General features: G+C 70.9%; 7 protein-coding genes. 3 read left to right on the forward strand and 4 right to left on the reverse strand.

The window, feature by feature from the left end; all coding sequences use genetic code 11:
- Window positions 1-40: 40 nt before the first annotated feature.
- Window positions 41-2,248 carry a CDP-glycerol glycerophosphotransferase family protein gene (locus ACWGJ5_RS35305; RefSeq protein ID WP_453313708.1) on the forward strand — a complete coding sequence of 736 codons (2,208 nt, stop codon included), beginning with the start codon at window positions 41-43 and terminating at the stop codon, window positions 2,246-2,248.
- The gene (locus ACWGJ5_RS35310; protein ID WP_453313709.1) at window positions 2,245-3,909 is read left to right on the forward strand and encodes a glycosyltransferase family 2 protein; all 1,665 of its coding nucleotides are present in this window, start codon (window positions 2,245-2,247) and stop codon (window positions 3,907-3,909) included. Before ACWGJ5_RS35305 ends, ACWGJ5_RS35310 begins: the two co-directional genes overlap by 4 nt.
- Window positions 3,910-4,018: 109 nt before the next feature.
- Here the strand turns inward: ACWGJ5_RS35310 and ACWGJ5_RS35315 are convergent, their stop codons facing one another.
- From ACWGJ5_RS35315 to ACWGJ5_RS35325, 3 genes are all read right to left on the reverse strand, one after another.
- The gene (locus ACWGJ5_RS35315) at window positions 4,019-5,530 is read right to left on the reverse strand and encodes a hypothetical protein (protein WP_453313710.1); all 1,512 of its coding nucleotides are present in this window, start codon (window positions 5,528-5,530) and stop codon (window positions 4,019-4,021) included.
- A complete protein-coding gene (locus tag ACWGJ5_RS35320; RefSeq protein WP_453313711.1) occupies window positions 5,511-5,999 on the reverse strand; it encodes a GtrA family protein in 489 nt (162 codons plus the stop codon). The genes ACWGJ5_RS35315 and ACWGJ5_RS35320 overlap by 20 nt, the downstream gene beginning before the upstream one ends.
- Before the next feature lie 159 nt (window positions 6,000-6,158).
- Window positions 6,159-11,093 (reverse strand): NAD-glutamate dehydrogenase, encoded by a 4,935-nt coding sequence (locus ACWGJ5_RS35325; protein ID WP_453313712.1) that lies wholly within the window; start codon window positions 11,091-11,093, stop codon window positions 6,159-6,161.
- A 906-nt stretch (window positions 11,094-11,999) separates the two neighbouring features.
- Between ACWGJ5_RS35325 and ACWGJ5_RS35330 the strand changes: the two genes are divergently transcribed.
- Window positions 12,000-12,566 carry a DJ-1/PfpI family protein gene (locus ACWGJ5_RS35330; RefSeq protein WP_453313713.1) on the forward strand — a complete coding sequence of 189 codons (567 nt, stop codon included), beginning with the start codon at window positions 12,000-12,002 and terminating at the stop codon, window positions 12,564-12,566.
- Between the two features lie 183 nt (window positions 12,567-12,749).
- Here ACWGJ5_RS35330 and ACWGJ5_RS35335 read toward each other — a convergent pair whose 3' ends face one another.
- Window positions 12,750-13,418, reverse strand: coding sequence for an HAD family hydrolase (locus ACWGJ5_RS35335; protein ID WP_453313714.1), 669 nt, complete (start codon window positions 13,416-13,418; stop codon window positions 12,750-12,752).
- Between the last annotated feature and the right edge of the window lie 53 nt (window positions 13,419-13,471).

The following is a 13,471-nucleotide window of genomic DNA, read 5'->3' on the forward strand; positions in this document are numbered from 1 at the left end:
AAGGGTGACCCCAACCGACCGACCGAAGGAGTCCACCGCGATGCCCCAACTCAGCGTCATCGTCTACGGACCGAACGCACAGGGGCATCTGACGGAGTTGCTGGACTCCCTGGAAGCCCGCCCGCTCCCCGACGCCGAGGTCGTCGTCGCCGCGGTCGGCGACTGGGCGCGGGAGACAGCCGAGGGCCACGCCCCCGAGACGGTGGTCGTACCGCTGGCGGAGGGCACCGGTGACGCGGCGGCCCGGGCCGCCGGCGCCGCCCGCGCGACCGGCCGCTGGCTGCACTTCGTCCACGCCAAGGACAGCCTGCCGGCCGGCGCCCCCCGGCTGATCGCCGAGCGGACCGCCGAGCTGGACGCCACCGACGGTGCCGGGGTGGACGTACTCGTCTTCGACCACGTCACCACGACCTGGCAGACCGCCGCCACCCCCTCCCGCGACGGCCGGCTCCTCGCCGCCGTCGGCCGCGACAGCCTGCCCCTGGACGAGACCGCCGACCTGCTGCGCCTCACCCCGCTGCTCGGCAACCGCGCCCTGCGCGCCGAGTTCTGGCGGGCGCACGAGGAGCGCCTCACCACCGACGACGAACCGCAGGCCGCATACGCCGCCCTGCTGCACGCCGGCCGCGTCGCCTGCCTGAACCAGGCGGCGTACGAGAACCGCGAACTGCGCCCCGAGAGCCTGCCGCCGCTCGCCCCCGAGGACCGGTTCGAGCTGATCGAGCGCTACGAGTCGCTGCTCGCGCTCGCCAAGGACCGCCGCGCCGCCCGCACGGTGCTGTACGACCTGATGATGCGCGACCTGGTGCGCACCTTCGCCGGCGAGAACCTGCCCGACGCGGTGGCCCGCGAGTTCTTCCGCCGGGCCTCCCTCGCCGCGGTCCGCTGGCGCCCCGAGAACCACGAGCACCCGGCCGGTGTGGAGGGCGTACGGCACGCCCTGCTGGAGGAGGGCGCGTACACCAAGTACCGCGCGTTCCAGGCCGCCAACCGCGCCCGCCGCACCGCCAAGAAGGCCGTACGGACCCGGAAGAAGCTGGTCGGCGCCAAGCTCCGCGACCAGCAGTACCGCCGCGCCCTGACCCGACCGGTCGACCCGAACCTGGCGGTGTTCGCCGCCTACTGGGAGCGCGGGGTGGCCTGCAACCCGGCCGCGATCGCCGCAAAGCTCCGCGAACTCGCCCCGCACATCCGCCCCGTGTGGGTGGTGTCGAAGAGCAACGAGGCCCTGCTGCCGCCCGGCACCGACCATGTGATCCCCGGCACCCGCCGCTACTGGGAGACCCTGGCCACCGCCAAGTACCTCGTCAACAACGTCAACTTCCCCAACGCGGTGGTCAAGCGCTCCGACGCGATCCACCTCCAGACCCACCACGGCACCCCGCTCAAGCGCATGGGCCTGGACCAGATGGAGCACCCGGCCGCCGCCAAGGGCCTGGACTTCGACGCCCTGCTGGCCCGCATCGACAAGTGGGACTACAGCGTCAGCGCCAACAGCCACTCCACCCGCATGTGGGAGCGCGCCTACCCGGCCCGCTACACCTCGCTGGACCACGGCTACCCGCGCAACGACGTCTTCTACTCGGCCACCGCCGCCGACGTCCGCGCCGCCCGCGAGCGCCTCGGCATCCCGCGCGGCAAGACGGCCGTCCTCTATGCGCCCACCCACCGCGACTACGAGGCCGGCTTCACCCCGCGCCTGGACCTCGCCGCTCTCGCCGACCGCCTCGGCGAGGACACGGTCCTGCTGGTCCGCGCCCACTACTTCTACGGCGGCGCCGCCTCCCCGCTGACCGGTCTGCGCCGCTCCGGCCGGATCATCGACGTCTCCTCCTACGACCCCGTCGAGGAGCTGTGCCTGGCCGCCGACGCGCTGGTCACGGACTACTCGTCGATCATGTTCGACTACGCCAACCTCGACCGCCCGATCGTCGTCTACGCCGACGACTGGGAGACCTACCGGACCACCCGCGGCGTCTACTTCGACCTCATGACCGACCACCCCGGCCAGGTCGCCCGCACCCAGGAGGAGCTGACGGAGATCTTCGCCTCCGGCGCCTGGCGCGACGAGAGCGCGACCAAGGCGCGGGCCGCCTTCCGGCGCCGGTTCTGCGAGTACGACGACGGCCGCGCCGCCGAACGGGTCGTACGACGGGTGTTCCTGGGCGAACCGGAGGAGTCACTGCCACCGGTGGTCCCACTCGAGGAACGCACCCCCGCCCCGACCCCCGAGGAGGCCTCGGCATGACGACCCCCGACGTGACGGTGACGGTCATCGTCTTCAACGACGCCGCCCGCCTTCCCCGGGCGGTCGCCTCGCTGCGCGCGCAGACGCACGCGAACATCGAGATCATCATCAGCGACGACCACTCCACGGACGACACGCCCGCGGTGGCGCGCCGACTGGAGTCGGAGGACTCCCGCGTCCGCTATCTCCGCCTGCCGGAGAACAGCGGCGGCTGCAGCGCCCCGCGCAACCGCGCGATCGAGATCGCCCGGGCGCCGTATCTGATGTTCCTCGACAGCGACGACGAACTTCCGCCCCGCGCGGTCGAGTTGCTGCTCGCCGCGCACCGCGAGCGCGAGGTGGACTTCACCATGGGCGCGGTGCGCCGGGTGCGGGTGGACAACGGCCGGCGCACGACGTGGATGCCGCACCTGGTGGCCGAGCGCCGCACGGTGGAGGGCATCGAGGCCGACCCACGGCTGCTGTTCGAGCACCTGTCGACAAGCAAGATGTACGCGCGTTCCTTCCTGGACCGGCACGAGCTGCGCTTCCCGGAGGGCATCCACTACGAGGACCAGCTGTTCTCGGCGCAGGCGTACTGCCTGGCGCAGGCGTTCACGATCATCCCGGACCCGGTGTACGTCTGGTACATCGACCCGTTCGCGGCGGCGGCGACGGCCTCGATCTCGAACCAGCGGCACAAGGTCACCAACGTCCGCGACCGCGTCCACGTCCAGCGTCTGATCGACGACTTCCTGGTGGAGAGCGGGCACGCGGGGCTGCGCGAGGACAAGGACTTCAAGTTCCTCAAGCACGACTTCCGGATGTACGCGGGCGACCTGCCCTACCGTGACGAGGAGTGGCTGACCGCCTTCGCCGACATCATGAACCCGTACCTGGAGACGCTGTCCCCGGGCGCGTTCGCCCGCCTGCCCCGCCACGAGCGGGTGGTGCTGGAGCTGCTGCGGGAGGGCCGCCTGGACGACGTCCGGCTCGCGGCCCGCGGTCTCGGACACGGGGTGGCGCCGCGGCAGGTCACGGCCGACGCGTCCGGTGTCCCGTACTGGGGCGGCAGCGTGCCCTCGTCCGACCGCACCCGGGGCGAACTGGACGTGTCGGACCTGGAGTTGGACACGCGCCCGTTCCCGAGCGCGCAGTTCCGGCACGAGATCACGGAGCTGACTCCCGGACCCGGCGCCTCGCTCACCCTGGCCGTCCGCACGTACGACCCGGGTCTGCGCCTGCCGGTCGGCCCGCAGCGAGCCGGCCTGATCCTCTCCCCCGGCAACCGCCGGATGACGGTCCCCTTCCGCCTGGACCCGGTCCGCCCCGGCCTCTTCGAGGGCACGGTCCACCTGGACCTGACCGAGGCCCCGCTCCCCCTGCAGGGCTTCGCCGGCGTACGCCACCCCCTGGTCCGCCTCCAGCAGCAGGGCCTGTCCAACTCCGGCGTCCTGCTGGCCCCGCTCACCTTCCCCACCCTCACCGCCCGCATCGACTACCGCTCCGGCGCGACCCCGCACGAGGTCACCATCGAGCCGGAGGGCCGCAACCCGGGCCGGCTGCAGCTGCGCTGGCGCCCGGTGGGAGTCACGGCCCGTGTCATCCGCCCGGTCGTGCAGAGGGTGGCCCGCCCGAAGGTCCGCAAGGCAGCGAAGCTGCTGTCCAGCGTGCTGAGGTAAGAAGGCGGCTTCGAAGCGCCGTCGGGGTGCGGGTCCGTGGGCGACCACGGGCCCGCCGTGGCACACTGTCAGCGCCGGTGAGCGACCCCACACCCCGCCCAGCGAGAGCTCAGGGCACCACTCGGTACAGGACCTGGGCGGACGGGCCGGTGGTCACCTTCCGAAGCCCCGGTCCCGCCAGGCTCTTCGGGCCCACGACCCACTTCACGCCGTACTCCCGCAGAATCCCTGCCCGGTCGGCAGAGGACGCCCCCGCGGCGAAGTAGCGGGCAACCGCATCCTCCCGCCGCGCGGCGTCCGGCAGGAACACATCCGGATAGCCCGGCGCCACGGTGTACGGCCCGTACGCGGGGATCTGCCGAGCCGGCGTCGTCCGGGCCATCACCACGTCCCCGTACTTCACCCACGGCGTGATCCAGTGGTACCCCACCCACGGCGTCCGGTACTTCGCCGCGAGCGCCGAAGGCAGAGCCGCCCTCCCGGTCACATAACCGAGCGTCCCGGCCTGCGTCCACGCGCCGACCAGCAGGGCGGCACCCAGCACACACGCCCAGCCCACCCGTACGGCCCGCCGTCCGGCCGAGACGACCTCCAGCGCGGCCGCGAGCTGCGCCGGGATCAGCGCGGCGGGCAGGGCACGGCCCCAGGAGTAGTGGCCGGACAGCCCGCCCGCGGCGAACACCAGCACGCCGAGGACGAAGAACAGGACCAACGGGTCCCAGCGGTCGCGGCGGAAGCGCAGCACCAGCGCTGCCACCCCGAGCAGTACCAGGCCGAACCGTGCGGCCAGGTCCTCGTACAGCGGCTTGTGGATGGCCTCCAGGTCCGCACCGGCGGAGAAGAGGGAGAAGAAGTCGTAGTACGGCCACAGCCACAGCAGGAGCAGGCCCAGGGCGAGTGCGCCGGACAGACGCAGCAGCACCGGGCGGGGCGGTCGCGCCGCGATCACCATCGCCAGGGCGCCCAGAGAGGCCACCACGCCGGTGAACTGGTGGCACAGCAGGATCAGCGCCCAGAGCACACCGAGCCACAGCCACCTTCCCCACGCGGCCCGCTCCCGCATCGCGCGCGTGAGCCAGGCCCAGAAGTGGAAGGTGAGGCCGAGCGCGAGGACGCTGGGGTACGACACCGTCAGCGCAAGGGAGTTCAGGCCCAGGAAGCCGGACCAGTTGAACAGCAGCGGGCCCCAGAGGAAGAGCAGGCTGAGCAGGGCCAGGGCGGGGGCCGCGCGGTGCGGGGACAGGGTGCGGACGTACCGCCAGACGCCGGTGACCAGCAGGGACAGGCCGACCAGCGCCGCCAGCCGCAGGACCACGAACACCGACAGGCCGGTCAGCTTGGCGACCACGCCCAGGACCAGCATCCACGGCGAGAAGTAGGGGCTCGGCGTGTCGGCGTCGACCAGCGGGTTGCCGGGGTGGAACAGATTGTGGCTCAGGCGCTGGACCGTGGCCGCGTGCATGCCGAGGTCGCCCGCCCAGGGCAGACGGACGATCACCAGGAGCAGCAGTACGACGACGAGCGCGGCGGCGGCCTGCGGCAGGGCGCGGCCGGCCCGCGCGGCGCGCGGCGGGGGCGGTGTACGGCTCACCCGCTCAGTATCAGACGGTGCGGTGTGCATCCTGCTGGAACACCCAAGTGCGGTAGACGAGGAACCGGAAGGCGGAGGCGAGCACGATCGACAGTGCCTTCGCCACATTCGATTCCAGCACACTGTGCAGGCCGAGACCGTGGTAACCGACCCAGAACAGGCCGATTTCCATCACGACACCGAGGCCGCTGAAGACGAAGAACAGGGTGATCTGACTGCGCGTGCGCGAGGACCGGTCACGATAGGCGAAATAGCGGAAGCCCAGGTAATTGGTCGCCATGGCGATACAGCTGGCCAGGACGGTCGCTGTCATCGCCTGCCAACCCAGGCCGCGCAGCAGCAGGTTGAAGACCAGGAAATTGACGAGGACCCCACTGCCGCCGACGATCCCGAATTTCACGACCTCCAGCACGACCCGCTTGACGGGCCGCCGGGCCGGAGCCGGCGCGGGGGGCGCTGCCGGGCGGGTCTCGGTGATCTCGGTGAGTTGAACAGTCACAGCCCAGACCCTATCCGAAGGCCACCGATTAGCAGGAAACGGTAAATTCGCTGATCGTTTTTGGCTAAGGGTCGGCAAGAAAGGGAACGCCCCGGACCGATATGTCGTCGGCCCGGGGCGCTCTCACCGTCGTACGGCTATGCACTCACTGTCGTACGGCTAGGAGTGCGTGCGCAGCAGCGTCCGCATCGTCCGCATCGCCACCGAGAGGTTGGCGAGGTCGAAGGTCTCCGAACCGCGGATCTCCTCCAGGGTGGTGCGCGCCCGGCTCAGGATGGGCGCGTTCTTCTGCTCCCAGGCCTTGAAGCGCTGCTCGGGAGTGGAGGTGCCGTTGCCGACCGCGAGGACGTCCGCGGTGAGCGCCGCGTGCGCCGCGTACAGGTCCTCGCGGATGGAGGCGCGGGCCATGGACTGCCAGCGGTCGGCGCGGGGCAGCTCGATGATGCGGTCCATCAGCTGGGTGATGTTCAGCCGGTCGGCGAGGTCGTAGTAGACCTCGGCGACGTCGAGCGCCTCCTTGCCCATGCGGTCGGCCACCGACACGATGTCGAGCGCCGGGAAGGCGGAGGAGAAACCGGCCACGCGCGTGGCGGGTTCGTCCGGGACACCGGCCGCGGACAGCTCGTCGTACACGTGCTGGTACCACTCCAGGTCCGCGCCGCGCAGCAGCTTCGGCAGCTCCTGCCAGACCCGCTCGACCCGCTCGGCGAAGAACTCGACCGTCTCGGCGAGCTGCAGCGGCTGCGGCCGGTTGTTCAGCAGCCAGCGGGTGCCGCGCTCGACGAGACGGCGCGAGTGCAGCCGGATCCGGGTCTGGACGGCCGCGTCGACCTTGTTGTCCAGGCCCTCCACCGCGTCCCACACCGGGGCCGAGGAGAAGATCGTGCGGGCCGCGGTCTGGGCGCGGACGATCTCCTCCAGGGAGGCGCCGGTCTCCTCGCGCAGGCGGTGCAGGTACGTCGTACCGCCCGTGTTGACCGTGTCGTTGACCAGCACGGTCGTGGTGATCTCACGGCGCAGCGGGTGGTTGTCGACCGCGTCCGCGAACCGCTCGCGCAGCGCCGTCGGGAAGTAGGCGTGCAGCAGGCTGCGCAGGTACGGGTCGTCCGGCAGCGAGGTGTGCAGCAGCTCCTCGGCGACCGTGATCTTCGTGTACGCCAGCACGACCGCGGTCTCCGGGCCGGTCAGGCCCTGCCCCTGGCCGAGGCGCTCGCGGATCTGCCGGTCGGTCGGCAGGAACTCCAGCGCCCGGTCCAGGTGACCCTCGCGCACCAGGTGGCGGATGAACCGCTGCTGGGCGTGGAGCATGTCCTTGGCCTGGAACAGGGCGTTGGCCAGGGCGGTGTTCTGCGCGTAGTTGTTGCGCAGGACCAGCGCGCCGACCTCGTCGGTCATCTCGGCGAGCAGCTTGTTGCGCTGCTTGACCGTCATGTCGCCGTCCGCGACCAGGCCGTTCAGCAGGATCTTGATGTTCACCTCGTGGTCGGAGGTGTCCACGCCGGCGCTGTTGTCGATCGCGTCGGTGTTGATCTTGCCGCCGTGTGTGGCGAACTCGATCCGGCCGAGCTGGGTCAGGCCCAGGTTGCCGCCCTCGCCGACGACCTTGACCCGCAGGTCGGCGCCGTCGACGCGGATGGCGTCGTTGGCCTTGTCGCCGACGTCCGCGTTCGACTCCGCCGACGCCTTCACGTACGTGCCGATGCCGCCGTTCCACAGCAGGTCCACCGGGGACTGCAGGATGGCCTTCATCAGGTCGGCCGGGGTCATCTTGGCGACCTTGCCCTCGATGCCGAGGGCCTCGCGGATGTGGGCGTTGACCGGGATCGACTTGGCGCTGCGCGGGAAGATCCCGCCGCCCGCCGACAGCAGCTCGGTGTTGTAGTCGGCCCAGCTGGAGCGGGGCAGCTCGAACAGGCGGCGGCGCTCGGCGTAGGAGGTGGCCGCGTCCGGGGTGGGGTCGATGAAGATGTGCCGGTGGTCGAACGCGGCGACCAGGCGGATGTGCTCGGACAGCAGCATGCCGTTGCCGAACACGTCACCGGACATGTCGCCGATGCCGACGACCGTGAAGTCCTCGGACTGCGTGTCCACACCCAGCTCACGGAAGTGCCGCTTGACGGACTCCCAGGCGCCGCGCGCGGTGATGCCCATGCCCTTGTGGTCGTAGCCCGCGCTTCCACCGGAGGCGAAGGCGTCGCCGAGCCAGAAGTTGTACTTCTCGGCGACCCCGTTGGCGATGTCCGAGAAGGTCGCGGTGCCCTTGTCGGCGGCGACGACGAGGTAGGTGTCGTCGCCGTCGTGCCGGACCACGTCCTGCGGGGGCACGACCTCGCCGGCGACCATGTTGTCGGTGATGTCGAGCAGCGCCGAGATGAACGTCTTGTAGCTGGCGATGCCCTCGGCCAGCCAGGCGTCGCGGTCCACGCTCGGGTCCGGCAGCTGCTTGGCGACGAAGCCGCCCTTGGCGCCGACCGGCACGATGACGGTGTTCTTCACCATCTGCGCCTTGACCAGGCCGAGGATCTCGGTACGGAAGTCCTCACGCCGGTCGGACCAGCGCAGACCACCGCGCGCGACCTTGCCGAAGCGCAGGTGCACGCCCTCCACGCGCGGCGAGTACACCCAGATCTCGTACGCCGGGCGCGGCGCCGGCAGGTCCGGGATGGCCTGCGGGTCGAACTTCATGGAGACGTAGTCGTGCGGCTTGCCGCCGAGCGCCTCCTGGAAGAAGTTCGTGCGCAGGGTCGCCTTGATGACGGTGAGGAAGGACCTGAGGATCCGGTCCTCGTCCAGGCTCGCCACCTGGTCCAGGGCCGCGTCCAGCTCCTCCAGCAGGGCGTCGGTGATCTCCAGGCCGGCCTTCTGCCGGTCCGGCGACATCCGCGCCTCGAACAGCGAGACCAGCAGGCGCGTGGTGTGGACGTTGTTGCGGAGGGTGTCCTCCATGTAGTCCTGCGAGAAGGTCGAACCGGCCTGCCGCAGGTACTTGGCGTAGGCGCGCAGCACCATTGCCTGCCGCCAGGTCAGCCCGGCGCTCAGCACCAGGGCGTTGAAGCCGTCGTTCTCCGCCTTGCCGGTCCAGGTGGCGGCGAAGGCCTCCTGGAAGCGCTCGCGGGCGTCGTCGGCCAGGTGGTCGCCGCTGACCGCCTTGGGCATGCGCAGACCGAAGTCGTAGATCCAGGCGGTGGTGCGGTCCGCGCAGCGCAGCTCGTACGGCCGCTCGTCGGTGACCTCGACGCCGAGGCGGCTGAGCACCGGCAGCACCTTGGAAAGGGAGACGGTGCCGCCCTTCTGGTAGATCTTGAACCGGCGCTCCTCCGGCCCGGCGCCCACCGGCTCGTACAGGCTCAGGCTGAACGTCTTGTCCTCGCTGAGCTGCTCCAGGTGGACCAGGTCGGCGACCGCGGCGCGCGGGGTGTGGTCGGCCTTGTAGCCCTCGGGGAAGGCGTGGTTGTAGCGGCGCAGCACCTCGGCCGCGTGCTCCTCGCCGCACTCGGCGGTCAGCGCCTCGGCGAACGCGTCGGCCCAGGACCGGGCGGCCTCGACCAGACGGGCCTCGATGCGGTCCTTGTCGGCGTCCGACAGCTCGGGCAGCACGGTGCCCGGCGGGACGCGGACGACGAAGTGCAGCCGGGACAGGATCGACTCGGTGTTCCAGGCCGTGAAGTCGACGCTGACGCCGCCGAGCTCCTCCTTGAGGATGTCGATGATCCGCAGCCGGACACCGGTGGTGTAGCGGTCGCGCGGGAGGTAGACGAGGGCCGAGTAGTAGCGGCCGTACTCGTCCTGGCGCAGGTAGAGCCTCAGGCGCCGCCGCTCCTGCAGGTACAGGACGCTGGTCACGATGGACTGCAGCTCGGCGACCGGGGTCTGGAACAGCTCGTCGCGCGGGTAGGTCTCCAGGATCTGCAGCAGGTCGCGGCCGTCGTGGCTGTTGGGCGAGAACCCGGCGCGCTCCAGCACCTCGTCCACCCTGCGGCGGATGACGGGGACCCGGCGCACGGACTCGGTGTAGGCCGCGGAGGAGAACAGCCCGAGGAAGCGCCGCTCACCGACGACGTTGCCGTCCGCGTCGAACTTCTTGACGCCGATGTAGTCCAGGTACGACGGCCGGTGCACGGTGGCGCGGCTGTTGGCCTTGGTCAGCACGAGCACCTTGTGCTCGCGGGCCTTGGCGCGGGCGTCGGCCGGCAGCCGCTCGAAGGAGGGGCTGACCGGGTGCTGCTCGTCCTCGGCGTGGTGCGGGTCCGAGCGCAGTATGCCGAGACCGGTGCCGGGCACGGCGGCGAGCGTGTCGTCCTCGCGCAGCTCGTACTCGCGGTAGCCGAGGAAGGTGAAGTGGTCGTCGGCCAGCCAGCGCAGAAGCTCGCGGGCCTCCTCGACCTCGGGCCGGGGCAGATCGCCGGGGACGGGCTCGCTCTCCAGGCGGTCGGCGATCCGGGTCGCCGACTCCCGCATCTTCTCCCAGTCCTCGACGGCCTCGCGCACGTCGGACAGCACGCGCAGCAGATCGGCGGTGATCTGCTTCAGGTCGGCGCGGTCGGTCTCACGGTCGACCTCGACGTGGATCCAGGACTCGAAGTGCGCGTCGTGCGGCAGGTCGCCGCCCGGCGGGGTCGGCAGCACCTCGATGAGCTTGCCGGTGAGGTCGCGGCGGACGACGAACTGCGGATGGACGACGACGTGGATCCCACGGCCCCGCCGGGTCAGCTCATTGGTGACCGAGTCCACGAGGAAGGGCATGTCGTCGGTGACGACCTCCACGACCGAGTGGCTGCAGGTCCACCCGTTCTCCTCCACGGTCGGGGTGTGGACCCGCACGTTCGCCGTGCCCTGGGGGCGGTTCTCGGCGAGACGGTAGTGCGAGACCGCGGCGCCGAAGACGTCGACCGGGTCGCGGTCGGCGAGGTCTTCCGGGGCGGTGTGCAGGTAGTAGCGCTGGAGGAAAGCGAGCATGGACTCGCTGTCCGGGGTGTCCGGGGAGCCCTCGCCCTCGGTCCCGGTCGGTAGGTGCCCCCCGACCGGGCTGTTCTCAGCTACCCGGGCGGCCCTCTCGAGCAGCTCGGCCTTGGCTTCGTCCAGCTTGGTCTGCATTGTCCTCTGACTCCTGTCGCGCGCCGTTGCGTGACGTAGAAGGAAGTACGGTCTCTTTCCCTCCGGCTCGACGCCACGGCCCGGGGTGTCCGGTCCGCATCGACGCTATGCCGTGAGGTGAGATGAGCGGGGGGAATTCGGCCATTCTCGACACGCCCGTCGGGTGTGACGCTGCTATCGGCGCCGCCGTGTCCAGGGTTGTCCTCGGCGTCCCGAAGGCTCCTGTGGCCCCGTCCCGCCCGCGAAGACCAGCGACCGCCGCCCGGTCACGGAGGTGTTCCGTGCAACCCGGGCGCAAGGCAGGAGCACGATCGCCCCCGCGAGATATCGCGCTGATCACGCCACAAGGCTATCGCTCCCTACCGGGGGCCCGTCATGAGCCGTATGTGTACAAAACCGAGGGGTGAAGTTTGACGTTCTGCACAGGGGTGGGGTCGGGGATGGTGACGTATTCGGTCGGGTGGGGTTCGTGGGCTTCGAGGTGGCGGCGGGGTGGGGGCGCTGTGGGATTGGGGGCTGCTGGTGCACTTGGGGCTTTCGGCGTCGCTGGGACCCTTGGGGCTTTCGAGGTCGGTGGACGCTGGGGCTTATGGAGTCGGCGGGGCTGATGTGAGGAAGGCGACGGCGGCGAGGCCGGTGGGGGCGGGCGTCCGGTGACGTGACGGCGGGCGTCGGGTCGCGTGACGGCGGGCGTCGGGTCGCGCCGGTGGGACCGTGACCGCACTCTGAAAACAGGGCACCCTGCCACCAGGTGGGGCCCCGGCGCTTGGCGGAGGGCCGGAACCGCGACGACCCCCTTGGCAAGCACGCCCGGTGTTGGCACGTTGCCCAGGGACAGTGCGTCCCGACCAGGAGTGCCCCAGGAGTGCAGGAGCACCGAGCACCGGAGTACCCGGAGGAGCCGACATGCCCGCGAAGATCCTGATCGTCACCGGCGACGCGGCGGAGTCCCTGGAAGTCCTCTACCCGTACCAGCGCCTGCGCGAGGAAGGCTACGAGGTCCATATCGCGGCCCCCTCCCGCAAGACCCTCCGCTTCGTCGTCCACGACTTCGAACCCGGCTACGACACCTACACCGAGAAGCCCGGCTACACCTGGCCCGCCGACCTGGCGTTCGCCGATGTGGACCCCGGCGAGTACGCGGCCCTCGTCATCCCCGGCGGCCGGGCCCCCGAGTATCTGCGCAACGACCCCGAGCTCCGCAAGATCCTCAAGGCGTTCTTCGACTCCGACCGGCCGGTCGCCCAGATCTGCCACGGCCCGCTGCTCACCGCGGCGATCGACAGCCTGCGCGGCCGCCGCGTCACGGCGTACCCCGCGCTGGAGCCGGACATGCAGGCAGCAGGGGCGAGCTTCCAGGACACCGAAGCCGTGGTCGACGGCACCCTGGTCTCCTCCCGGGCCTGGCCCGACCACCCGACCTGGATGCGCGAGTTCCTCCAGGTACTGCGCTCCAAGGCACCGGTGAGCTGAGGGGGCGGCCGACCGCACGACTGCCCGCCCCACGGCATCACCGGGCCGGCGCACCCGCGTAGCTGCGCCCGCCGCGGGCAGTCGTGCCGCTCGGGCGCCCCCCGGCACCGGCGGCGAAACCCGCCCCCGCCACAGCACAGGGCACCGCAGAACCAACGGCCGCCAAGAACCCCGCACCCGCGGCTACGCCGCCATTCGCTGCGCTTCCTCCACCGCCTCGGCCAAGGTGTCCACCACCGGCACCCCCACTTCCTCAAGGCTGGCCCTGCTGTGCGACCCCCCGGTGTACAGCACGGCCCGCGCCCCCACACCCCGCGCGGCAAGCGCGTCATCCGCCGCGTCCCCGATCACCACGGTCCGCGCAGGCTCCACAACCCCGCTCAGCGCCTCCAGATGCCGCACCATGTGCGCGGCCTTGCTCCCCCCGGACGGCCCCGTACGCCCGTCGACGCGCAGAAAGTGCGCCTCGATCCCGAACCCCCGCACGAGCGGCACCAGTTCCTCGTGCACATACATGCTCAGCAGCGACTGGCTGTGCCCCGCCGACCGCCACCCCGCGAGCAACTCCGCCGCCCCCTCGGCCAGAGCGCACCGCCCCCGGTGCTCGGCGTAGTACCGGTGGAAGACCTCGTCCATCAGCTCCCACTCGGCATCGGTCGGCAGCCGGCCGATCAGCCGCTCGTAGAACTTCGGCACCGGCACGCAGTACAGCGACCGGTACTGCTCCAGCGTGATCGGTTCGAGCCCCAGCTCGGCGAAGGCCGCGTTCGTCGCACCGATGATCGCGTCATTGTCGTGGAACAACGTGCCGTTCCAGTCCCAGACGATGTGCGCGTACTCCTGCATCCCCATGCCAAAAACCGTACCCGCCCCCACTGACAACGAGACCAGCCGGTGAATCCGCC

This window comes from Streptomyces sp. NPDC054783 (genome assembly GCF_053611725.1).

Bases quoted from the DNA above. Each gene is read 5' to 3' on its own strand.
- ACWGJ5_RS35315 (WP_453313710.1), bottom strand. From the start codon at position 5,530: ATGCACACCGCACCGTCTGATACTGAGCGGGTGAGCCGTACACCGCCC.
- ACWGJ5_RS35310 (WP_453313709.1), top strand. From the start codon at position 2,245: ATGACGACCCCCGACGTGACGGTGACGGTCATCGTCTTCAACGACGCC.
- ACWGJ5_RS35335 (WP_453313714.1), bottom strand. From the start codon at position 13,418: ATGGGGATGCAGGAGTACGCGCACATCGTCTGGGACTGGAACGGCACG.
- ACWGJ5_RS35305 (WP_453313708.1), top strand. From the start codon at position 41: ATGCCCCAACTCAGCGTCATCGTCTACGGACCGAACGCACAGGGGCAT.
- ACWGJ5_RS35325 (WP_453313712.1), bottom strand. From the start codon at position 11,093: ATGCAGACCAAGCTGGACGAAGCCAAGGCCGAGCTGCTCGAGAGGGCC.
- ACWGJ5_RS35330 (WP_453313713.1), top strand. From the start codon at position 12,000: ATGCCCGCGAAGATCCTGATCGTCACCGGCGACGCGGCGGAGTCCCTG.